This is a genomic window from Enterobacter cloacae complex sp.6700776, from assembly GCF_048284255.1.
GTDB lineage: Bacteria > Pseudomonadota > Gammaproteobacteria > Enterobacterales > Enterobacteriaceae > Enterobacter > Enterobacter intestinihominis.
Genome location: NZ_JBLVYK010000002.1, coordinates 351,617 through 371,622 on the forward strand (window position 1 = coordinate 351,617; position 20,006 = coordinate 371,622).

The window sequence follows — 20,006 nt, forward strand, 5'->3', positions numbered from 1 at the left end:
ATCAGGTACGTCGGTTCCACGGCATCACTTTCAGCAGTCGCGCCATACCGCAAAAACCTGTCACTCCGGCGAACAGCAGCCCGGCGCCCACAAAACCGCTTAGCAGGAAAAAGCCGCTGGAGACGCTGTAACCCAGCACCACGCCGCAGAGAATCAGCAGCCCGGCGGCGATCTGCACCTGACGCATCAGCGGAAGTGGCTGCGATTTATCTTCAACGGTCAGCAGCCCGGCTTGCTTCCAGCCCTGAATGCCTCCCTCAACCACAAAGGCGTTCGCAGGGGACGCTGCCTGGGCAAGACGAGCATCATTGTTTGCGGTTCTTGCGCCAGACTGACAGTGGAAAATCACCGTTTCTCCCGGCGCTGCGTTAAGCCCGCCGGGTAACGAATCCAGCGGAATGGAGTGCGCCGCTGGAATATGCTCGCGGGCATACTCGTCGGGGTCGCGAATATCGATAAGTTTGGCGCCTTCAGCAATAAGCGCGTTTGCCTGCTGCGGCGAAATAAGAGGAAGAGACATTGTGTTTCCTTACGGTCAATTTCAGAACAGTAGAGCATTTAAGGCAGGGTTTCAGCCAGTGTAAAGAGGGTAAAGGCAGGTAAAAGCGCGAGAGACGAATGGCAGTTACCCGTAAACTGGCTACGCTTAGAGAAGTGTCTTTTATAATTTTCAATTGGTTAGCTTGCACGGAGTTATTTATGGGTTTTTGGCGCGTTGTTTTTACGATTATTCTCCCGCCGCTGGGCGTGCTGCTTGGCAAGGGACTGGGCTGGGCGTTTATCCTGAACATCCTTCTGACCATCCTGGGTTACTTCCCGGGTCTTATCCACGCGTTTTGGGTTCAGACGAAAAGCTAGGTACGCCACAATAGATCACTGTAGATCCGGGTCAGCGCGCCCTCGGGGCCAAACTGCTGTTTGATCCAGCGCGTGACCTGACCGGTCGCCGCATGCTGCGTGGCGAGCAGCATGCGCGAGTCCTGGCGCGGATTATTGATTCGCCGCTTTACCAGCAGCCCGTCCTCCACCGCCTCACGCGTCATATACTCCGGTAAAAATCCAATACCTTCCCCCAGGATCTGACACTGACATTTGGTGTTAAAGTCCGGTACCAGAATCGCCTCCTGACCGTGAAGCAGCCAGCCGACCTTCTTGTTGATGGTATGCGCGGTGTCCTCGACCATGATATTGGGATACAGACGCAGCTGACTTTCGGAAATGGGCTCCGGGGCGAACGCCAGCGGATGCGTGGGCGCGATGGCAAATACCCAGCGGATCGCGCCTATCTCGGTGTAATCGATGCCACCGCCATCCAGCAGCGTATCCGGCGCGCCAATGGCGATGTTGGCCTGATTATTAATGATGGAATCCCAGACGCCGTTATACACCTCGGTCGTCACCGTGATTTGGCAGGTAGGAAACTGTTTTTTCAGCACCTGGAGCAAACGCGCGGTATGGCGTGGCGTATACAAAAGCTGATTAATGCAGATGCGCACCCGCGTCTCAATGCCCTGCGAAATGGTATCAATCCCGCGCTTGATGGCATGAAAGTCATTAAGCAGGTCGGTCGCTTTACGATAAAAATAAAAACCGGATTCGGTCAGCTCAATGCTGCGCGTGTTGCGTACAAACAGCACCACGTCCAGCCCGGTCTCCATACGTTTGATGGTGTAACTGATGGCGGAAGTGGTCACGCCCAGCTCGGCAGCCGCTTTGCTAAAACTGCCAAAGCGTGCCGCGGTGGTGAAGGCCAGCAAATTCTCTTCGGTAAAGATGGAATTCATATTATGGCTCCTGGTTACCATCAGTTTTGAACATATTTTAACACCGGCGTTACATCATAGTTGATGTCGGTCACAGTTCTGGATTTTTACGTAGAGCCGCGCTGTGTAAGGCTTTTTCATTCATAAGGATAATGCAGCCCGAGGCGCGTAAAAGCGGTAAAACATAAGAAAAAGGTTGCACAGACGCACGTTTTTGCCGGACTGTTGAATTTAACTCAACAATGAATTGCGTGTCGATGAATCATTTTTAAGCGGATTCTTTTATGACCAGGCTGTTGCTATTCTCAGGTCATCAGAAGTGAAACATAGGGAGTCTGAATATGTCTGCAACTGCACTGGTTACAGAATTTTTGCTGGCGGCAGAAGAGGGTAATATCGATGCGCTAAAAGCCTGCCTGGAAAAAGGCGTGGATATTAACGCGACCAACCGCCAGAAAAGAACCGCCATTATTATTGCCAGCCTGAAAAAGCATTACGCCTGTGTGGAATTTTTAATTTCCGCCGGGGCGGATATTGATAAACAGGACCAGACCTGTTTTAACCCCTTCCTGATCGGCTGCCTGACCAATGATTTAACCCTGCTGCGCATTGTCCTTCCGGCGGATCCGGATCTCGACCGTCTGACGCGCTTTGGCGGCGTGGGCATTACCCCTGCCAGTGAAAAAGGGCACGTTGAAATCGTGCGCGAGCTGCTGGAAAAAACCGACATTAACGTCAACCACACCAATTTTGTCGGCTGGACGCCGCTGCTGGAGGCCATCGTATTAAACGACGGCGGCGCAAAGCAGCAGGAAATTGTGAAGCTGCTGCTGGATCACGGCGCGAATCCGCACATGACTGATAAATACGGCAAAACCCCGCTCGAACTGGCGCGGGAAAAAGGCTTCAACGCGATCGCAGACCTTCTGCTGGCGGCAGGCGCATAGCGCATTCGGTCAGCCTTCCCCTGGCTGGCCGTGAATCAAAAAACGCATTGTTACCGACGTGCATTTAGCACGACGGCGGCCCCCTTTTATCTTAAACAGGTGAAAATAATGCCAACCAAAATCGTCATAAAAAAGAATACGTATTTCGATTCGGTTTCCTTAATGTCGGTTTCCACCAAAGCCAATAAATTGCCGGGCATCGAGCAGGCGTTTGTGGCGATGGCGACGGAAATGAACAAAGGGGTATTAAAAAACCTCGGGCTATTAACGCCGGAATTAGCGGACGCGAAAAACGGCGACCTGATGATCGTTATTAAAGGCGACGCGGCGAATGAGGAAACCCTTGCCGCCATTGAAGCGTTATTCACGCGTAAAGAGAGCGCTGGCTCCCATGAAGCACGCTACGCGACGATTGCCAGCGCCAAAACCCATCGTCCGGACAGCAACCTTGCGGTGATATCCGTCAACGGCACCTTCGCCGCCCGCGAAGCGCGCCAGGCGCTGGAAAACGATCTCAACGTGATGCTGTTTTCCGATAATGTGTCGCTCGACGACGAGCTGGCGCTGAAGCAGCTGGCGCATGACAAAGGATTGCTAATGATGGGGCCGGACTGCGGCACCGCCATTATCAACGGCGCGGGGCTGTGCTTTGCCAACGCGGTACGTCGCGGGCCAATTGGCATCGTTGGCGCCTCCGGCACCGGTAGCCAGGAGCTGAGCGTGCGCATTCACGAGTTCGGCGGCGGCGTGTCGCAGCTGATCGGCACCGGCGGGCGCGATCTCAGCGAGAAGATTGGCGGCCTGATGATGCTCGACGCCATCGACATGCTGGAGGCGGACGACGCGACCCGGGTGATAGCGCTCATCTCCAAACCGCCTGCACCCGTGGTGGCAGAGAAGGTGCTGGCCCGGGCACGCGCCTGCCGCAAGCCTGTGGTTGTGTGCTTCCTGGGCCGCAACGAACCGCCAGCCGATGAAGACGGCTTGCAGTTTGCTCGTGGCACCAAAGAGGCGGCCCTGAAAGCGGTGCTGCTTACCGGCATTAAAAAAGACTCTCTGAATTTACATCCGCTCAATTGGCCGCTGATCGAAGAGGTGCGCGCCCGCCTGACGCCGCGGCAGAAGTACATTCGCGGCCTGTTCTGCGGCGGCACCCTGTGCGACGAAGCGATGTTTGCCGCGCTGGAGAAGTTTGACGATGTTTACAGCAACATCCAGCCGGATCCGGCCAGGCGTCTGAAGGACATCAGCGTCAGCCAGGCCCACACCTTCCTTGATTTCGGTGACGACGATTTCACCAACGGCAAACCACACCCGATGATCGACCCGACCAACCGCATCAGCCGCCTGCTACAGGAGGCGCGCGATCCGCAGGTGGGCGTCATCGTGATGGACTTCGTGCTTGGCTTTGGCGCACACGAGGATCCGGTGGGGGTGATGATCGAGGCGATCAAAGAGGCACAGGCAATCGCGAAAGCCGACAACCGTCCGCTGGAAATTCTCGGCTACGTGCTCGGCACCGATCAGGATCCGCAGTCGCTGGCCCAGCAGTGCCAGCTGCTGACCGACGCAGGCGTCATCTGGGCCAGCAGCAGCACCAATACCGGATTACTGGCACGCGAATTTGTCTGCAAAGGGGAGAGAGCATAATGACGACCTTATTCAACCAGCCGCTGAACGTGATTAACGTCGGGATTGCGATGTTCAGCGACGACCTCAAAAAACAGCACGTTCCCGTGACCCAGCTCGACTGGACGCCGCCGGGGCAGGGCAATATGCAGGTGGTGGACGCGCTGGACCGGCTGGCGGAAAAACCGCTGGCGGAGAAAATTGCCGCCGCGAACAACATTGCCCTTGAGCGCATTATTCAGTCCCATCCGGTGCTGGTGGGCTATGACCAGGCCATCAACGTGGTGCCGGGCATGACCCGCACCACCATTCTGCATGCCGGTCCGCCTGTTACCTGGGAAAACATGTGCGGGGCGATGAAGGGCGCGGTTACCGGCGCGCTGGTGTTTGAAGGGCTGGCGACGGATCTGGAGGACGCCGCAAGGCTGGCGGCTTCAGGGAAGATCACCTTCTCGCCGTGCCACGAGCACGACTGTGTGGGCTCTATGGCGGGCGTCACCTCCGCGTCGATGTTTATGCACATCGTTGAGAACAAAACCTACGGCAACCGCGCCTTCACCAACCTCAGCGAGCAGATGGCGAAGATCCTGCGCATGGGGGCCAACGATCAGAGCGTGATCGACCGCCTGAACTGGATGCGCGACGTGCTCGGCCCAATGCTGCGCGACGCGATGAAGATTATCGGCGAAATCGACCTGCGCCTGATGCTGGCCCAGGCGCTGCACATGGGCGACGAGTGCCACAACCGCAACAACGCGGGCACCACGCTGCTTATCCAGGCGCTGACGCCGGGGCTGATCCAGGCGGGCTATCCGGTGACGCAGCAGCGTGAAGTGTTCGAGTTTGTCGCCAGCAGCGACTACTTCTCCGGTCCGACGTGGATGGCAATGTGTAAGGCCGCGCTGGATGCCGCCCACGGCATTGAGTACAGCACCGTCGTCACCACCATGGCGCGCAACGGCTACGAGTTCGGCCTGCGCGTCTCCGGCCTGCCGGGGCAGTGGTTCACCGGCCCGGCGCAGCAGGTGATCGGCCCGATGTTCGCGGGCTATAAGCCGGAAGACTCCGGGCTGGATATCGGCGACAGCGCCATCACCGAAACCTACGGCATCGGCGGCTTTGCGATGGCGACAGCCCCGGCAATCGTGGCGCTGGTGGGCGGCACGGTGGAGGAAGCCATCGATTTCTCCCGCCAGATGCGCGAAATCACTCTCGGCGAAAACCCGAACGTCACCATTCCGCTGCTGTCGTTTATGGGCATCCCGTCCGCCATCGACATCACGAAGGTCGCGGGCAGCGGCATTCTGCCGGTCATTAATACCGCCATTGCCCATAAGGACGCCGGTATCGGCATGATTGGGGCGGGCATCGTTCACCCGCCGTTTAGCTGTTTTGAAAAGGCGCTGTTAACCTTCCGCGATCGCTACGTTCTATAAGGTATGCATCCATGAAAAACATGAAACTGGAGTGGAAAAGAGGTGACTGGGCAGCTTATTTCGGGTTGATGACCAACAACCTGACCAATTTGCTGACCATGATGGGGTTGCTCATTTTTGTCGTCGGCATCCCGAAGGAGATTGTTTATGGACGCATCGCGCCAGCCTTCGGGCTGGCGGTGCTGGTGGCGAGTCTTTGCTATACGTGGTTTGGCCTGCAAATGGCGCGCGCCACCGGACGAACGGACGTCACCGCGCTGCCGTCCGGCCCGAGCGCGCCGTCGATTTTTACCGTGACCTTCCTGGTCTTAATGCCGGTTTACCAGCAAACCGGCGATGCGGATTTCGCGATTCAGATTGGCCTGGTGTGGTGCTTTGTGGAAGCGATGATCCTCGCGGGCGGTTCCTTCCTGGGGGAAACCATCCGTAAGATGATCCCGCGTACCGTGCTGCTGTCGTGCCTGTCCGGTCTTGGCTTGCTCCTGCTGGCGATGAACCCGATGTTGCAGGCGTTCGAAGCGCCGACCGTGTCGTTTATCGTCCTGCTGCTGATCTTCATTAACTGGTTCGGTAAAAAGCCGATTTTCGCCCGCATCCCGACCGGCCTGCTGCTGTTGATTGCCGGTACTCTGCTTGCGTGGATCTCCGGACTGCAAAGCCCGGATGCCATTAAAGCGTCCATGTCATCCTTCGGCTTTAACCCGCCGGAAGTGCATGTGGACAGCTTTATGCAGGGGTTGCCGCATGCGCTGCCGTATCTGGCGTCCGCCGTACCGCTGGGGCTGGCGAACTACATCTTTGACCTGGAGAACATCGAAAGCGCCCATGCGGCGGGGGATGAATACCCGACCCGCAAGGTAATGCTGGCGAACGGTCTGGCCTCCATGCTCGGCTGCCTGATGGGCAATCCGTTCCCGGTCACGGTCTACGTCGGCCATCCAGGCTGGAAAGCGATGGGCGCCAGCATCGGCTACACCCTGGCGTCCGGCGTGACCATGTTCATCGTGCCGCTGTTCGGGCTGGGGGCCTTTATGCTCGCCATCATCCCGATGACCGCCATCGTGCCGATTCTGGTGTTTATCGGCGTCGTCACCGCCAACCAGGTGGTGAGGGAAACCCCGAAAGTGGAGGTGCCCGTCATCTTCATCTGCCTGTTCCCGTGGATTGCCAACTGGGCGCTGACCATGATGAACAGCGTGATGAGCGCGGCGGGGACCAGCGCGGCGAAAATTGGCACCGACGTGCTGCACAGCAAGGGGATCTACTACGAAGGCCTGATGCATCTCGGCAACGGCGCGCCGCTCGCCAGCATGCTCTGGGGCTGTATCGCCATCTTCGCCATCATCAACAAACCGCTACGGGGGGCCGTCGCCGCCGCAGGAGGCGCGCTGCTGGCGCTGTTTGGCGTGATCCACGCGCCGGTGGTGGGCTTTGCCGAGGGCAGTTCCCTGATGTTCGTTACGGCCTACCTGATGATGGGCGGGATGTTTGTGGTGAAGCATGTGCTGGATATCTCTGTTAATCCCCCTCTCCCAGTGGGAGAGGGCCAGGGTGAGGGCGCCAGAACGCACCTTCTAAAGGAAACAAAATGAAAGAGCTTATGGTCGTTGCCATCGGCGGCAACAGCATTATCAAAGACAACGCCAGCCAGTCGATTGAGCATCAGGCGCAGGCGGTCAAAGCGGTGGCTGAGTCGGTGCTCGAAATGCTGGCCTCGGACTATGACATCGTGCTCACCCACGGCAACGGCCCTCAGGTGGGGCTGGATCTGCGCCGCGCCGAGATCGCCCACGAGCGGGAAGGGCTGCCGCTGACCCCGCTGGCAAACTGCGTGGCGGATACCCAGGGTGGGATCGGCTACCTGATCCAGCAGGCGCTCAACAACCGCCTGGCGGCGCGTGGGGAACAAAAAGCGGTTACGGTCGTCACCCAGGTGGAGGTGGATAAAAATGATCCCGGTTTTATGCACCCGACGAAACCCATCGGCGCGTTCTTCAGCGAGGCGCAGCGCGACGATCTGCAATTTGCGCATCCGGACTGGCATTTTGTCGAGGATTCAGGCCGGGGCTATCGCCGCGTGGTAGCTTCACCGCAGCCGCGGCGCATTGTCGAGGCGGATGCCATCAAGGCGCTGACGCAGAAAGGATTTGTGGTGATCGGCGCAGGCGGCGGAGGCATTCCTGTGGTGCGCAGTGACCAGGGCGATTATCAGAGCGTGGACGCGGTGATAGATAAAGATCTCTCCACCGCGCTGCTGGCGCGCGAGATCGGCGCCGACGTGCTGGTGATCACCACCGGCGTGGAGAAAGTGTGCGTGAACTTCGGCAAGCCGAACCAGCAGGCGCTGGATACCGTCAACGTGGCGCAGATGACGCGCTACAGGGATGAAGGCCACTTCCCGGCGGGCAGCATGTTGCCAAAAATCGTCGCTTCGCTGGAATTTTTACGGCATGGCGGCAGGCGCGTGATCATCACCTCGCCGGACTGCCTGCCCGCAGCGCTGCGCGGTGAAACGGGTACCCACATTGTTAACGAAGGAAGATAAGATGAGTGAGAATAAAAGCCGCCGCGAGTTTATTAGCCAGAGCGGTAAAATGGTTACCGCCTGCGCGCTTTTTGGCGCCACGGGTTCCGTCGCGTATGCTGCCGATTCTGCTAAGGCAACCTGCGTGACGGGTAAACCGATGAACATCACCGCAAAACATTACTATCTCGACAACGTGCTGCTGGAAGCCGGGTTTAACTTCGACGGCAGCGTGGCGACAAGTACCCGCACCGAGCTGAAAACGCTTGAGATCAAAGACGGGAAAATCGTCGCCCTGCGCGATAACAACAGCCACGCCGATGCGGCCCTGCCGCACTTCGACGCGGGCAAAAAGCTGATGCTCCCGGCGATGCGCGACATGCACATCCATCTGGACAAAACCTTCTATGGCGGCCCGTGGCGCTCCCTGAACCGTCCGGCGGGTACCACCATTCAGGACATGATCCGCCTGGAGCAGAAGCTGCTGCCGGAATTACAGCCTTACACGCAAGAACGCGCCGAAAAGCTGATCGACCTGATCCAGTCCAAAGGGTCCACCATCGCCCGCAGCCACTGCAACATAGAGCCGGTTTCCGGCCTGAAAAACCTGGAAAATTTGCAGGCGGTACTGGCGCGCCGAAGCCCAGGTTTTGACTGTGAAATCGTTGCCTTCCCGCAGCACGGTCTGCTGCTCTCCAACTCTGAAAAGCTGATGCGCGAGGCGATGCAGGCCGGAGCGCACTACGTGGGCGGGCTGGACCCAACCAGCGTCGACGGCGCGATGGAGAAATCCCTCGACACCATGTTCCAGATTGCGCTGGATTACAACAAAGGGGTGGATATTCACCTGCACGAAACCAGCCCGGCGGGCGTGGCGGCGGTGAACTACATGGTAGAAACCGTGGAGAAAACGCCGGAGCTGAAGGGGAAGCTGACCATCAGCCACGCCTTCGCGCTGGCGACGCTTAACGAACAGCAGGTGGATGAGATCGCCACCCGCATGGCGGCGCAGCAGGTGACCATCGCCTCCACCGTGCCGATTGGCACCCTGCACATGCCGCTGAAGCAGCTGCGTGATAAAGGCGTGTTTGTCATGACCGGTACCGACAGCGTGATTGACCACTGGTCCCCGTACGGTCTGGGGGACATGCTGGAGAAAGCCAACCTCTACGCCCAGCTCTATATTCGCCCGAACGAACAGACGCTTTCGCGGGCGCTGGGCATCGCCACCGGCGACGTGCTGCCGCTGAACGACAAAGGTGAGCGCGTGTGGCCTAAAGCGCAGGACGACGCCAGCTTCGTGCTGGTGGATGCCTCCTGTTCCGCCGAGGCCGTGGCGCGTATCTCTCCGCGTACCGCGACGTTCCATAAGGGGAATCTGGTCTGGGGCTCTGTGGGCTAATGTGGTGCCGGGTGGCGCTGCGCTTACCCGGCCTACGGTTCGGAGATTTTGTAGGTCGGGTAAGGCGAAGCCGCCACCCGACAATGCAGTATACTGCTATGCACATTCTTAAAGAGGGATCTGCCATGGCACAAAACATCTACGACAATCCGGCGTTTTTCGAAGGCTACGCCCAGCTTCCGCGCTCGGTTCAGGGGCTGGACGGCGCGCCGGAGTGGCCTGCGCTTAAGGCGATGCTGCCGGATTTAACCGGCACATCGGTTATCGATCTTGGGTGCGGCTACGGCTGGTTCTGCCGCGTGGCGCGCGAGCTGGGCGCTTGTGACGTCACGGGCGTCGATATCTCTGAAAAGATGCTCGCCCGCGCGGCAGAACTGACGGATGACACGCAGATCCACTATCAGCGTAGCGATCTGGAATCTCTTCAGCTTCGCGAAAACAGTCTCGATCTGGTCTACAGCTCGCTGGCGCTGCACTATCTGCCGGAACTGGATGCGTTATTCGCCAGGGTGCAGCGTGCGCTTAAACCCGGCGGCAGCCTGGTTTTCTCGATGGAGCACCCGATTTATACCTGCGCCACCCGTCAGGGCTGGCTCACCGACGACAACGGTGAGCGGTTCTGGGGCGTGAACCATTATCAGGACGAAGGCAAGCGCGTCAGCAACTGGCTGGCAGAGGGGGTAATCAAATACCACCGCACGCTGGGTACCACGCTTAACGCGCTGATCAAGGTCGGATTGACGATAAGTGAAGTCAATGAGTGGGGACCAACGCAGGCGCAGGTTGACGCCTGGCCCGCGCTGGCCGAAGAGGCGGAACGCCCGATGCTGGTGCTGATCGCCGCCCGTAAGGCTCAGTAACCCACTTTATATACCCGCCCGCTCTGCACCCCTTCCACGCTGCGGCGGTAGGCCTGCGCAACGGTCGCAGCGGGAACGCTTTCAAAGCCCGGGAAGAAGCCATCATATGCTTCGACGGATTCCGTCAGCACCGTCGGGCTGATCAGGTTAATGCGGATCCCGCGCGGCAGTTCACAGGCCGCGGCGCGCACAAACCCTTCCAGCGCCGCGTTTACGGTGGTGGCATTGACGCCCTGAGCAATCGGTTCGTGCGCCACAATCCCGCTTATCAGCGTGATCGAGCCGCCTTCGTTCAGGAAGTGCTGGCCGGTCAGCGCCAGACGAACCTGCCCCAGTAGCTTATCCTGCAAGCCCCGGTTGAACTCGCCGTCGGTCATGGTTGCGAGCGGGCCGAAGTGTACCCCACCGCTGGCGGAGACAATCGCATCCACCGGGCCGATCTTTTCGAACAGCGCCTGTACGCTCGCCTGCGAGGTGATATCCACCTGATGCTCGCCCTGCGTGCGACCCACGCGGATCGTCTCGTGGCGTTGGCTTAACTCTTCTGTGACTGCACGACCGACCGTACCGCTGGCACCAATAATGACGATTTTCATAGCAGACTCCTTATGTTGTGAGTCTTCATTCTTTAATAAATAAAAACTCAGATAAACTGGGCTAACGTTAGAAGATTACTAACCAGAGGTTTGGAATATGGATAAGCTTCGCGGGATGGAGACGTTCATCGCGGTGGTGGAAAGCGGCAGCTTCACCGGCGCGGCGGCCCGGCTGGAGATGTCGGCGGTGATGGTCGGGAAGTATATTGCGCTGCTGGAATCGCAGCTCGGCACGCGGCTACTGGAACGCAACACCCGACGCCAGAGCCTGACCGACGCCGGACGCGTTTATTTCGAAGAGGCCAGGCGCGTGCTGGAGCAGGTCTCCATTGCTGAAAACGCAGTTGAACGTCTGCGAGCCACGCCCGCCGGCACCCTGCGCGTGACGGCACCCACCTCGTTTGGCGGCTGCGTTATCGCGCCTCTGACGGCCACGTTTTTACAGCGCTACCCGCAAGTGCGCATCGAACTGGATCTCACCAACCGAATGGTGGATCTGGTGGAGGAAGGGGTCGATCTGGCCATTCGCATCGGGGAGATCCGAAATGAGGATCTGGTGGCGAAATATCTCTGTCCCTACAACATGACGATCTGCGCCGCGCCGGAATATCTGGCGCGTCACGGTACGCCGCAAACGCCAGCCGATCTGGTGGATCACCTGTGTCTGTCGCACACGGTATGGACGGCGCGTAACGAGTGGCGGCTGCCCGGTGTGGAAGGCGAGGTGCGCTGGAAGCGTGATGCCGTCTTACGATGCAATGACGGCTACGGCTTACGCATGGCGGCGCGAGCCGGGGCAGGACTATTGCTGCAACCGGAAGTGCTGGTGGCTGAAGAGCTGGCAAACGGCAGGCTGGTTCGGGTTCTGGAAGCGTTTACGCCCGCGCCGAGGCCGGTGCATTTATTGTGGCGCCAGGATTTGCGTCCGCTGCCTAAGCTAACGGAATTTATTGCCCATATTCTGCTAAGATTGGGCACAATATAAAAAAAGAAGGTAAGTAAAGAATGTCTGCAAACAAACTCGCCAGCAGCGCGCAGGGCCTGCAATCCTCTGCCATCCGTGAATTATTAAAACATAGCAAAATGGCAGGCGTGATTTCGCTGGGGGGCGGTATTCCAAACCCGGATCTGTTCGATCATGAAGGTTTAAAAATTGCCGCTGATGCCGTGCTGTCTCAGCATTTTGGCGAAGCGTTCCAGTACGGCCTGACGGAAGGCGTCCCGGGGCTACGCGAAGAGATCCAACGCATCTGTGAAGGTCGCGGCATCGCCTGTAAAGCCGATGACGTGGTCATTACATCCGGCTCTCAACAGTCGCTTGACGTGCTGGCACGTGCGTTAATTAACCCGGGCGATACGGTCGTCGTTGAGCGTCCGACCTACCTCGCCGCGTTGCAGGTCTTTGGCCTGGCACAGGCGAATTTTGAATCCGTCGGCACCGACGGCGACGGCATGAAAGTAGATGAACTTGAAGCGCTGGTGGCAACCAAAACCATCAAAGCGGTTTATATCGTGCCAACCTTTGGTAACCCGGGCGGCGTGACGCTCTCCGAGGCGCGTCGTAAACAGCTGGTGGAATTATCGAAGCGCTATGACTTCGTGATTATCGAAGACGATCCGTACAGCGAAATCAACTATACCGAGGAAGCGTTCCGCCCGCTGATTGCTCATGCCAAAGATATCGGCAATGAGGATAACGTGGTGTACACCTCCACCTTCTCTAAAATCCTCGCGCCGGGCACCCGCGTGGGCTGGGTGCTGGTGCCGGAGTGGCTGAAGCGTGCGGTGGTGAACCTCAAGCAAACCACCGATCTGCACACCAGCACGCTGTCGCAGCTGATGACGTACGAATATCTGAAAACCGGTCGTCTGGCGAATCAGATTAAAATGATCCGCGAAGCCTATCGCCAGAAATACCAGACCTTTGCCAGTGAACTGGAAGCGGAGCTGGGCAATGTGATGTCGTTCCACAAGCCAAAGGGCGGCATGTTCCTGTGGGCGAAAATGAATAACGGCATCAATACGACGAAATGGCTGGAAAAAACGTTGAGCAACGGCGTCGTGTTTGTGCCGGGTGAGTTCTTCTACTGCAACGAGCCGGACCACACCACGCTGCGCATGTCTTTCGTTACCCCAACGGATGAGCAGCTTAAAGAAGCGGTTCGACGTCTGAAAATTTCCCTGTAGGCGGATGCGCATAATGGCAGATGCCGTTATGCGCTGTTCCCGTGTAGGGTAAGGTTATTGCGTGGCGTGGGCGAGGGTGCGGTCAAATGCATCGCCGTCTGGCGCCTGTGTGACTTCATGGATCCGACAAATTTTCCCCTCGCGCAGCGTGGCAAACATATACACCTCTAATTCTGCCTGGCGACCATCCGGATATGTCACGGCCACTCTGTGCCGGTCTGCCACACATTCGTTATGGCAACATAACGCTTCCACGGTAAACGTAATCTCGCGGATCTGCGCACGCACATGGTTCAGGTGTTTCATAAATCCCTGATAATCAAGCATGTGACCGTCCGTAACCTGCTGGTAATCGGGCGTAAACACCTCTGCCGGATCTACATTGCCATTGAATAAGCGGGTTAACAGACAGGCCATTTGCTCGCGCTGCGCGGTGTTGTCGGGCTGGTTTATCAGGGATGTAATGATGGTCATGTTAGCTCCTCGTGATGTTGAGCCGCTATCATCCTTGACAGCATAAGGCGTAGTTTCTGTAATAAGTCGAAGAATAACGATTTTCGGTCAAATTCATGCTGACAACTGAGAGGCTTGTTCATCCCGGCGGCTATCACACCCCGTGGCACAGCCATCATGCCGGCCAGCTCTGGCGCATTGCTGCGGGGCTGCTGGTGATTGAGACGCCGCTGGGGCGTTCGGTGGTACCCGCAAAACATATCGGCTGGATCCCGCCTGGTCAGCAGCACGCTGCCTTTTCGGAAAGTGCGATTGAAGGTTGCGCTGTCTATCTTGACCCTGCCCATTGTGAAGGGCTTCCGGAAGAGGCCACGCTTTTCGAGTCTGACGATTTTACCGATGCACTGTTTTCCCGTTTAAGCGTTGCCGGGAGTGAATACGATCCCCGAAAGCTCATCCTGCTGCTGGAGGAGTTGGCTCTGGCGTCTCAGGTCCGCTTTTATCTGCCCGTACCGACCGATCCCCGGCTGAAAAATGTGGTCAGGAAACTGCTGCAATCCGTCGATGATAATCAGACGGTGGAAAGCCATGCCAGCCGTGCCGGGATGAGCGTACGTACATTCAACCGGCGGTTTAGCGCGGAGACGGGGATGAACTTCGTCAACTGGCGCCAGCTGGCGCGCGTCATGCAGGCGATGGAGTGGCTGGCGGCGGGGAAGCCGGTGGGGTGGATTGCGCTCTCGTGCGGATACAGCAGCGTCAGCGCATTTATTGAAGTTTTCAGAACGTGGACCGGTAAAACGCCGGGGCAGTGGGCGATTAAAGAAGGCCCTTTTGCGCAAAGGTAATGCGCGTGGCCTCGTTGAGATCCAGCTCTCTTAACGATTCCGGATAAACCCAGGCGATCTCCTGAAACTCGTCGTTAAACGTAACATCCCGATTGGCGCTGATGCAGTCGAAGATCAGATAAATCATATAAATTTCCTCGGTGGTACCATCGGCGTAAGTTTTGACCCTGATGTCATCGCGAAAAGCCCAGGGCTTGACGTCGATAATGTCCAGCGCGTCGCCCAGCTCCTCACGGACTTCACGGCGCAGCGCCTGTTCCATGGTTTCGCCTGGTTCCATTCCACCACCGCAGAGTGCCCACTGACCGGGGAATACACCGCGATCGTCGGCCATTTTACATAGCAGGTAGGCTCCGTCATTCTGGATGATGGGGCAGACAATGGTTCGTTGGCGCATGATTTCTTCCTGAAAAATGAATTTGGGCTACTATAGCAGATTGGTGATGGAGATCATGTTAGGTGTGTTGGATCCTCATCACTCGGAACAGCGGTGTAGGCCGGGTAAGGCGAAGCCGCCACCCGGCGTTTGACTACCGCTCCCTCAGCGCCTCCTTCGCCCGGTTAAACGGCTTAATCAGATAATCCAGCACCGTTTTCTCCCCGGTCTTAATATCCACCGTCGCAATCATCCCCGGCACAATCGAAAAGTGCCTGCCCGCCTTGTTCACCAGATAATCCTGGCTGGTGCGAATGAATACACGGTAGTAGAACACCTCCGGCTTCGCTTCGTCCTGAATGGTGTCCGGCGAAATGGTCTCCACCACTCCGTGCAGCCCGCCGTAAATCGCGTAATCGTAGGCGGTGATTTTCACCAGCGCCTCCTGATTAGGATGGATAAAGGCGATATCCCGGGGCGAGAGGCGGGTTTCAATCAGCAGGTGATCGTCCACCGGCACAATCTCCATTAACTCGCCGTTGGGCGGTATGACGCCGCCGATGGTGGTCACCTTGATGTTTTTCACGATCCCGCGCACCGGCGACTTAACCGTCAGGCGGGTAACGGAATCCTCGCGGCCTTTCAGGATCGCTGACACCATATCCACCTCGGCGTTGGCCTTCGACAGCGCTTCACGGGCCTGCACGTAATACTGGGAACGTACGTCGGTGAGCTTCAGCTCCAGGTCGCTTTTCTGCCGTTGCAGGCGCAGCACTTCCACGTGGCTGGCGGCACCGGTTTTCACCAGCCGTTGAGTGATCGCCAGTTCTTTATTGGCGAGCGCTAACGCGGAGCGAAGTTCACGCTGCGTATCCTCCAGCTGGGCGCGGCGAGAGTTGTAAAGCCGCGTTTCTGCGGCGGTCAGGTCGGTCCATTTCGCCAGGGAAGGCGGGAATTTCAGCGGGAGATCGTTCACCTCGGCGTACAGGCGCACGCTGGAGGCCAGCGACGCGCGGTAACGCGCCGCGCTTTCGCCGACGTTAGATTCCGAGCGGGTAGGATCCAGCCGCGCCAGCACCTGTCCGGCCTGCACCTGATCCCCTTCGTGTACGTTCAGCTCAGTGAGGATCCCCCCATCCAGCGACTGCAATACCTGCTCGCGTGAACTGGGGATCACTTTTCCGGTGCCGGTTGAGACTTCATCCAGCACCCCGAACCACGCCCAGACGCCGAGCACCACAAACATCAGCAGGGAGAAGAAAACGATGCGCCGGGCACCGGTATAACCGCTTTCGGAGTCGAGCGCGTTATCCAGATCTTCTACTGCGGCAACGTCACGCTGATTGATTTTCATTATTCCACTCCCGTCCGGTTGCCTGCTGCTGTTGCTGCATACGGCTGTTGTTCAGCGCCTGCGCTTTTGGCGCGTCCATCACCAGCATGCCATCTTTGAGTACCACCACGCGCTCCACCAGCTCCAGTACCGGCACACGGTGGGTCGCGACAACCAGCGTGCGGTTGCCGAGCCACGCCCCGAGACGTTGAATAAATTCCCGCTCGGTATGTTCATCAAGGGAGGCGGTCGGTTCATCCATCAGCACGATATTCGGGTCGCGCAGCAGCATCCGCGCCAGCAGAATAGACTGCCGCTGCCCGCCGGACAGCCCGACGCCGTTCTCCATAATCGGGTAATCCAGCCCCTTTGGCAGCTTCTGCACAAAGCTGGCCGCGCCGCACATCTCCAGCACCTCGAAGATCTCTTCATCGGTGGCGCGCGGCATGCCGAGCGTGATGTTCTCGCGCAGGGTGCCGTAAAACAGCCGGGCGTTTTGGGTCATAAAGCCGACGTTTCTCCGCACGTCAGCCACGTCCAGATGCGGCAGGCTGAGGTTGTCGAGCCGCAGTTCACCGCCCGCCAGATCCATCCCGCCCGCCATCGCCTGCAACAGGGTTGATTTACCCGCGCCGTTGCGCCCGAGGATCGCCACTTTTTCGCCCGCTTTGATCTCCAGGCGGTTAATGCGCAGCGCCATGCGGGGATCTTCCGGGTGATAGCGGAACTGCGCCTGCTCGAAAAGATAGTGGCCGCGCAGCACGTCCTGGCGGATCGGCGTCTCTTCGCGCTGGTTCTCGGTCGGCAGCTGCATAATGCTGTCCAGCCCCTCTTTGGCCGCCTTCACCTGCTGCCAGCGGGCCAGCACGCCGCACAGCGTCGCCATCGGGGCGATCATCCGTGAGGCGAGCATCGAGGCGGCCACCACCGAACCGGTGGTTAAGGTGCCGTCGATCACCATCGGTGCGCCCACCACGATCACCCCGGCATAGACCAGGCTCTGAATGGTCATCCCCCAGCTGATCAGGTTCTGCGTCAGTTCGCGGGTGCGCAGGCCGGATTCGGCGGTGATCTGGATATAGCTGTTCCACTGCTGCAAAAAGCGGTTCTCCGCCTGCATCAGCTTGATGTCCTCCAGCCCCTGCACGCTCTCCACCAGCACCGCGTTGCGCAGGGTAGATTCATGCGCCGACTGCTTCGCCAGCTCCGCCAGCTTCTTTTGCAGCAGCAGGCCAGGCAGGACCATAATCACCGCCGCCACCGGGGCGATCCACGCCAGCTGCGGGGCGATGATCGCCAGCACAATCACAAACAGGATAAAGAACGGCAGATCGACGATGGTGGAAATGGTGGAGGAGGTGACCATCTCGCGGATCTGCTCCAGCTCGCGCAACTGGGAGATAAAGCTGCCGGTGGAGCGCGGAATGGCGCTGTGGCGTAGCCGCAGCGCGTGGCCGAAGACCCGATCCGAGACGCGCATATCCGAGCGTTTGCCCAGCAGATCCATAATGTGCCCGCGCGCCACGCGCAGCACAAAACCAAACAGCGTGGCGATCAGTACCCCAATGGTCAGTACGTAGAGCGTCGGGTAGGACTGGGCGGGGATCACCCGGTCATACACCTGCATGGAAAAGACAATGCCGGAGAGGGAGAGCACGTTGATAAACAGCGCCGCCAGCATCACCCAGCTGTAAGGGCGAAGGTCGCGCATCACCAGCCGGTAGAGCCAGTCCGGGCGGTATTTTGAGATATAGGCGTCCACGCGGCTGTCCTTCAGCGCCGCCAGCGGACGCAGGGCGATGACGTGGCGGATGGCAGGCAGCATCGCGCTCATCGACAGGCGGTTGGTGTGCGTGCTGTCGTCGAAAAAGCTGACCTCAAGCGTATCCTCGCCGTCGAAATTATCGATCACGCCGATTTTACCGTCGTTCAGCTCTACCACCACCGGCAGACGCCAGCTGTTGATGGCGTGCTGATCGGCCGTCAGCAGCTGGAACGTCAGCCCGGCTTCACGGGCGAGCTGCGTCAGCGCGGGCACCATCGGTTTGCCTTTCAGCCACGGCGCGCCCGCGATCAGCGAGCCTGGCGAGCAGGCAACGCGATAGCGCGTCGCCACATAGCCAAACGCCTGCGCCCACTGCTCCAGCGCCTCATCCGTCATGTTTTCACCCTGCGGAATATCGCGTTGCTTCATGGCTGGATCTCCACGGTCTGGATGGTACGGTTTTCAAGATCGAACGCCTGACGTATGCGCCCGGTTTGGTAGAGACAGTTCAGCTGAAGCTGGCGGAGCTGTCCGGCGGTTTGCTGCTGGGTAAAGCGCGCCTGATACACCTCCTGCTCGGCGTTGAGCACGTCGAGCAGCGGGCGGGAACCAAGATCGAGATACTGCTGCTGATACAGCTCGCGGGTACGGGCGCTGAGCGCTTCCTGGCGGCCCTGGATCTGAAGCGTGCTCATCAGGCTCATCACCTGGCTGCGCGCTTCCAGCAGTTTTTGCCGCACCTCAAGACGGGTGCGCTGAATGGTGGACTGGGCCGATTCCACCGCGTGTCCGGCGGCATTACGCCGGGCGGTGAGGCCGCCGCCCTGATAGAGCGGCATCTGCACTTTTACCCACGCGGAGTACTGGGTGCGGTCCCGCGTTTCGTTGCCTGAGTAACGGTCGTTAAGATAGTGGCGGACTTCCGGCTCCAGCGAGACGGTAGGGGTCATCTGCGCGTTGGCATAGTCGAGATTGGCCTGCGCGACGTTGGCCTGCGCCCAGGCCGCTAAAACCGAGGGTACCAGGCGATCGTCCGGCTCGGCAATATCGCAGCTGCGGGCCAGACTTTGCGGAAATTCATTGCTGACCGCATTCAGGCTGTCCCAGCCCAGCATGCTCATCAGCGTGGCGCGTGAGCTGTCGAGGCTGGCCTGATACTGCATCAGCTGCGCTCGCGCGCCTTCGATACGGGCATCGGTCTGCACCACGTCAGAGAGCGACGTGGCGCCTTCGTCATTACGCAGCTTCGTCAGTGTGCCGATGGAGGTCAGGGCGTCCAGCTGTTCTTTAGCGGTCTCGACCATCTGCTGCCAGGTTTGCACCTGCACCATAGCGATGGCGGTATCGTGGGCGATAGTGTCGATGCTCACCAGCACGTTGGCCTGCTGCTGGGCGACGCCCGCGTTTTCGGCGCGCACCTGGCTTGCGACTTTGCCGAAGTCGTAAAGCATTTGCGAAAGAGAAAGCACCAGCGAGGGGGTAAAGCCATTATCGTCGCCGTCGTGGCTATAGCCGTTATCCATGCCGGCGTTAATTTGCGGATAATATTTCGATTTGGCGACGTCCACATTTTCGCTCTGCTGATAGAGTTTGCCGACGGCTTCACTGATGGCCGGATGCCAGGTCACGGCGCGGTTTACGGCTTCATCCAGCTGTAGCGTGCCGGGGGCGGCTTTGCTGGCTACGGGCGCCACGCGGCCATTTAAAGAGGGGAGTTCCTGCGTTTCGCTTAATTGTCCGGTATTAATCATCGCCGCAGGGTTTGCCGCGATAGCGGGCACAGATATCAGGCAGCACGAGAGCCACCAGTAAGGCATCTTCTTTCCCATGTCTTGTCCCTAATAAAAAAGTACTGCTTTTTTGTTTATGCCCGGGCGCTGTGCGCGC

The 20,006-nt window shown here is 58.6% G+C and carries 19 protein-coding genes; 11 read left to right on the forward strand and 8 right to left on the reverse strand.

Annotated features, from left to right (window positions below; translation table 11 throughout):
- Position 1: 1 nt before the first annotated feature.
- Positions 2-520 (reverse strand): rhodanese family protein, encoded by a 519-nt coding sequence (locus ACNQ0T_RS05735; protein WP_126502715.1) that lies wholly within the window; start codon positions 518-520, stop codon positions 2-4.
- A 179-nt stretch (positions 521-699) separates the two neighbouring features.
- Between ACNQ0T_RS05735 and ACNQ0T_RS05740 the strand changes: the two genes are divergently transcribed.
- Complete coding sequence (locus tag ACNQ0T_RS05740) at positions 700-858, forward strand: YqaE/Pmp3 family membrane protein (RefSeq protein WP_003862203.1); 159 nt, start codon at positions 700-702, stop codon at positions 856-858.
- Here ACNQ0T_RS05740 and ACNQ0T_RS05745 read toward each other — a convergent pair.
- Positions 855-1,784, reverse strand: a complete 930-nt coding sequence (locus tag ACNQ0T_RS05745; protein ID WP_032625925.1) for a LysR substrate-binding domain-containing protein — start codon at positions 1,782-1,784, stop codon at positions 855-857. The genes ACNQ0T_RS05740 and ACNQ0T_RS05745 overlap by 4 nt on opposite strands.
- Before the next feature lie 320 nt (positions 1,785-2,104).
- Between ACNQ0T_RS05745 and ACNQ0T_RS05750 the strand changes: the two genes are divergently transcribed.
- The 7 genes from ACNQ0T_RS05750 to ACNQ0T_RS05780 all read left to right on the forward strand — a co-directional run bounded on the left by ACNQ0T_RS05750 (position 2,105) and on the right by ACNQ0T_RS05780 (position 10,561).
- Positions 2,105-2,710, forward strand: coding sequence for an ankyrin repeat domain-containing protein (locus tag ACNQ0T_RS05750; RefSeq protein WP_032625916.1), 606 nt, complete (start codon positions 2,105-2,107; stop codon positions 2,708-2,710).
- Between the two features lie 108 nt (positions 2,711-2,818).
- Complete coding sequence (fdrA, locus tag ACNQ0T_RS05755; protein ID WP_063147472.1) at positions 2,819-4,360, forward strand: acyl-CoA synthetase FdrA; 1,542 nt, start codon at positions 2,819-2,821, stop codon at positions 4,358-4,360.
- Entirely contained in the window at positions 4,360-5,775 is a 1,416-nt protein-coding gene (locus ACNQ0T_RS05760) for a DUF1116 domain-containing protein (protein WP_048965960.1), read from the forward strand. Before fdrA ends, ACNQ0T_RS05760 begins: the two co-directional genes overlap by 1 nt.
- An 11-nt stretch (positions 5,776-5,786) precedes the next feature.
- Positions 5,787-7,367, forward strand: coding sequence for a hypothetical protein (locus ACNQ0T_RS05765; RefSeq protein ID WP_022649120.1), 1,581 nt, complete (start codon positions 5,787-5,789; stop codon positions 7,365-7,367).
- Positions 7,364-8,320 (forward strand): carbamate kinase family protein, encoded by a 957-nt coding sequence (locus tag ACNQ0T_RS05770; RefSeq protein WP_126490477.1) that lies wholly within the window; start codon positions 7,364-7,366, stop codon positions 8,318-8,320. Before ACNQ0T_RS05765 ends, ACNQ0T_RS05770 begins: the two co-directional genes overlap by 4 nt.
- 1 nt (position 8,321) lies before the next feature.
- Positions 8,322-9,701: an amidohydrolase family protein gene (locus ACNQ0T_RS05775; RefSeq protein ID WP_417929739.1), complete on the forward strand. Its 1,380-nt coding sequence runs from the start codon at positions 8,322-8,324 to the stop codon at positions 9,699-9,701.
- Positions 9,702-9,826: 125 nt separating this feature from the next.
- Positions 9,827-10,561, forward strand: a complete 735-nt coding sequence (locus tag ACNQ0T_RS05780; protein ID WP_063146928.1) for a class I SAM-dependent methyltransferase — start codon at positions 9,827-9,829, stop codon at positions 10,559-10,561.
- Here the strand turns inward: ACNQ0T_RS05780 and ACNQ0T_RS05785 are convergent.
- A complete protein-coding gene (locus tag ACNQ0T_RS05785; RefSeq protein WP_023298436.1) occupies positions 10,555-11,157 on the reverse strand; it encodes a short chain dehydrogenase in 603 nt (200 codons plus the stop codon). The two genes, ACNQ0T_RS05780 and ACNQ0T_RS05785, sit on opposite strands and share 7 nt — an antisense overlap.
- A 97-nt stretch (positions 11,158-11,254) precedes the next feature.
- On the opposite strand from ACNQ0T_RS05785, the gene ACNQ0T_RS05790 reads away from it, so the two are divergent.
- Positions 11,255-12,142, forward strand: coding sequence for a LysR substrate-binding domain-containing protein (locus ACNQ0T_RS05790; protein ID WP_022649115.1), 888 nt, complete (start codon positions 11,255-11,257; stop codon positions 12,140-12,142).
- Positions 12,143-12,162: 20 nt separating this feature from the next.
- Positions 12,163-13,344, forward strand: coding sequence for a PLP-dependent aminotransferase family protein (locus ACNQ0T_RS05795; protein WP_063853162.1), 1,182 nt, complete (start codon positions 12,163-12,165; stop codon positions 13,342-13,344).
- A 54-nt stretch (positions 13,345-13,398) separates the two neighbouring features.
- On the opposite strand, the gene ACNQ0T_RS05800 is transcribed toward ACNQ0T_RS05795, so the two are convergent.
- On the reverse strand, positions 13,399-13,818 hold the full coding sequence (locus ACNQ0T_RS05800; protein WP_023298434.1) for a nuclear transport factor 2 family protein: 420 nt from the start codon (positions 13,816-13,818) through the stop codon (positions 13,399-13,401).
- A gap of 95 nt (positions 13,819-13,913) precedes the next feature.
- Between ACNQ0T_RS05800 and ACNQ0T_RS05805 the strand changes: the two genes are divergently transcribed.
- Positions 13,914-14,645, forward strand: a complete 732-nt coding sequence (locus ACNQ0T_RS05805) for a helix-turn-helix domain-containing protein (protein WP_032625901.1) — start codon at positions 13,914-13,916, stop codon at positions 14,643-14,645.
- Here the strand turns inward: ACNQ0T_RS05805 and nudI are convergent.
- The 4 genes from nudI to ACNQ0T_RS05825 all read right to left on the reverse strand — a co-directional run bounded on the left by nudI (position 14,617) and on the right by ACNQ0T_RS05825 (position 19,948).
- Positions 14,617-15,042: a nucleoside triphosphatase NudI gene (gene nudI, locus ACNQ0T_RS05810; RefSeq protein ID WP_022649111.1), complete on the reverse strand. Its 426-nt coding sequence runs from the start codon at positions 15,040-15,042 to the stop codon at positions 14,617-14,619. The genes ACNQ0T_RS05805 and nudI overlap by 29 nt on opposite strands.
- 133 nt (positions 15,043-15,175) lie before the next feature.
- Positions 15,176-16,375, reverse strand: a complete 1,200-nt coding sequence (locus tag ACNQ0T_RS05815) for an HlyD family efflux transporter periplasmic adaptor subunit (RefSeq protein WP_022649110.1) — start codon at positions 16,373-16,375, stop codon at positions 15,176-15,178.
- Positions 16,356-18,548 (reverse strand): type I secretion system permease/ATPase, encoded by a 2,193-nt coding sequence (locus ACNQ0T_RS05820; RefSeq protein WP_045308440.1) that lies wholly within the window; start codon positions 18,546-18,548, stop codon positions 16,356-16,358. Before ACNQ0T_RS05820 ends, ACNQ0T_RS05815 begins: the two co-directional genes overlap by 20 nt.
- On the reverse strand, positions 18,545-19,948 hold the full coding sequence (locus ACNQ0T_RS05825) for a TolC family outer membrane protein (RefSeq protein WP_063150995.1): 1,404 nt from the start codon (positions 19,946-19,948) through the stop codon (positions 18,545-18,547). Before ACNQ0T_RS05825 ends, ACNQ0T_RS05820 begins: the two co-directional genes overlap by 4 nt.
- Between the last annotated feature and the right edge of the window lie 58 nt (positions 19,949-20,006).

Excerpts from the sequence above, each read along its gene's own strand:
- ACNQ0T_RS05795 (WP_063853162.1), top strand. The coding sequence starts at position 12,163 with ATGTCTGCAAACAAACTCGCCAGCAGCGCGCAGGGCCTGCAATCCTCT.
- ACNQ0T_RS05815 (WP_022649110.1), bottom strand. The coding sequence starts at position 16,375 with ATGAAAATCAATCAGCGTGACGTTGCCGCAGTAGAAGATCTGGATAAC.
- ACNQ0T_RS05825 (WP_063150995.1), bottom strand. The coding sequence starts at position 19,948 with ATGGGAAAGAAGATGCCTTACTGGTGGCTCTCGTGCTGCCTGATATCT.
- ACNQ0T_RS05820 (WP_045308440.1), bottom strand. The coding sequence starts at position 18,548 with ATGAAGCAACGCGATATTCCGCAGGGTGAAAACATGACGGATGAGGCG.
- nudI (WP_022649111.1), bottom strand. The coding sequence starts at position 15,042 with ATGCGCCAACGAACCATTGTCTGCCCCATCATCCAGAATGACGGAGCC.
- ACNQ0T_RS05765 (WP_022649120.1), top strand. The coding sequence starts at position 5,787 with ATGAAAAACATGAAACTGGAGTGGAAAAGAGGTGACTGGGCAGCTTAT.
- ACNQ0T_RS05770 (WP_126490477.1), top strand. The coding sequence starts at position 7,364 with ATGAAAGAGCTTATGGTCGTTGCCATCGGCGGCAACAGCATTATCAAA.
- fdrA (WP_063147472.1), top strand. The coding sequence starts at position 2,819 with ATGCCAACCAAAATCGTCATAAAAAAGAATACGTATTTCGATTCGGTT.
- ACNQ0T_RS05760 (WP_048965960.1), top strand. The coding sequence starts at position 4,360 with ATGACGACCTTATTCAACCAGCCGCTGAACGTGATTAACGTCGGGATT.
- ACNQ0T_RS05780 (WP_063146928.1), top strand. The coding sequence starts at position 9,827 with ATGGCACAAAACATCTACGACAATCCGGCGTTTTTCGAAGGCTACGCC.
- ACNQ0T_RS05800 (WP_023298434.1), bottom strand. The coding sequence starts at position 13,818 with ATGACCATCATTACATCCCTGATAAACCAGCCCGACAACACCGCGCAG.
- ACNQ0T_RS05790 (WP_022649115.1), top strand. The coding sequence starts at position 11,255 with ATGGATAAGCTTCGCGGGATGGAGACGTTCATCGCGGTGGTGGAAAGC.
- ACNQ0T_RS05750 (WP_032625916.1), top strand. The coding sequence starts at position 2,105 with ATGTCTGCAACTGCACTGGTTACAGAATTTTTGCTGGCGGCAGAAGAG.
- ACNQ0T_RS05745 (WP_032625925.1), bottom strand. The coding sequence starts at position 1,784 with ATGAATTCCATCTTTACCGAAGAGAATTTGCTGGCCTTCACCACCGCG.
- ACNQ0T_RS05735 (WP_126502715.1), bottom strand. The coding sequence starts at position 520 with ATGTCTCTTCCTCTTATTTCGCCGCAGCAGGCAAACGCGCTTATTGCT.
- ACNQ0T_RS05740 (WP_003862203.1), top strand. The coding sequence starts at position 700 with ATGGGTTTTTGGCGCGTTGTTTTTACGATTATTCTCCCGCCGCTGGGC.
- ACNQ0T_RS05805 (WP_032625901.1), top strand. The coding sequence starts at position 13,914 with ATGCTGACAACTGAGAGGCTTGTTCATCCCGGCGGCTATCACACCCCG.
- ACNQ0T_RS05775 (WP_417929739.1), top strand. The coding sequence starts at position 8,322 with ATGAGTGAGAATAAAAGCCGCCGCGAGTTTATTAGCCAGAGCGGTAAA.
- ACNQ0T_RS05785 (WP_023298436.1), bottom strand. The coding sequence starts at position 11,157 with ATGAAAATCGTCATTATTGGTGCCAGCGGTACGGTCGGTCGTGCAGTC.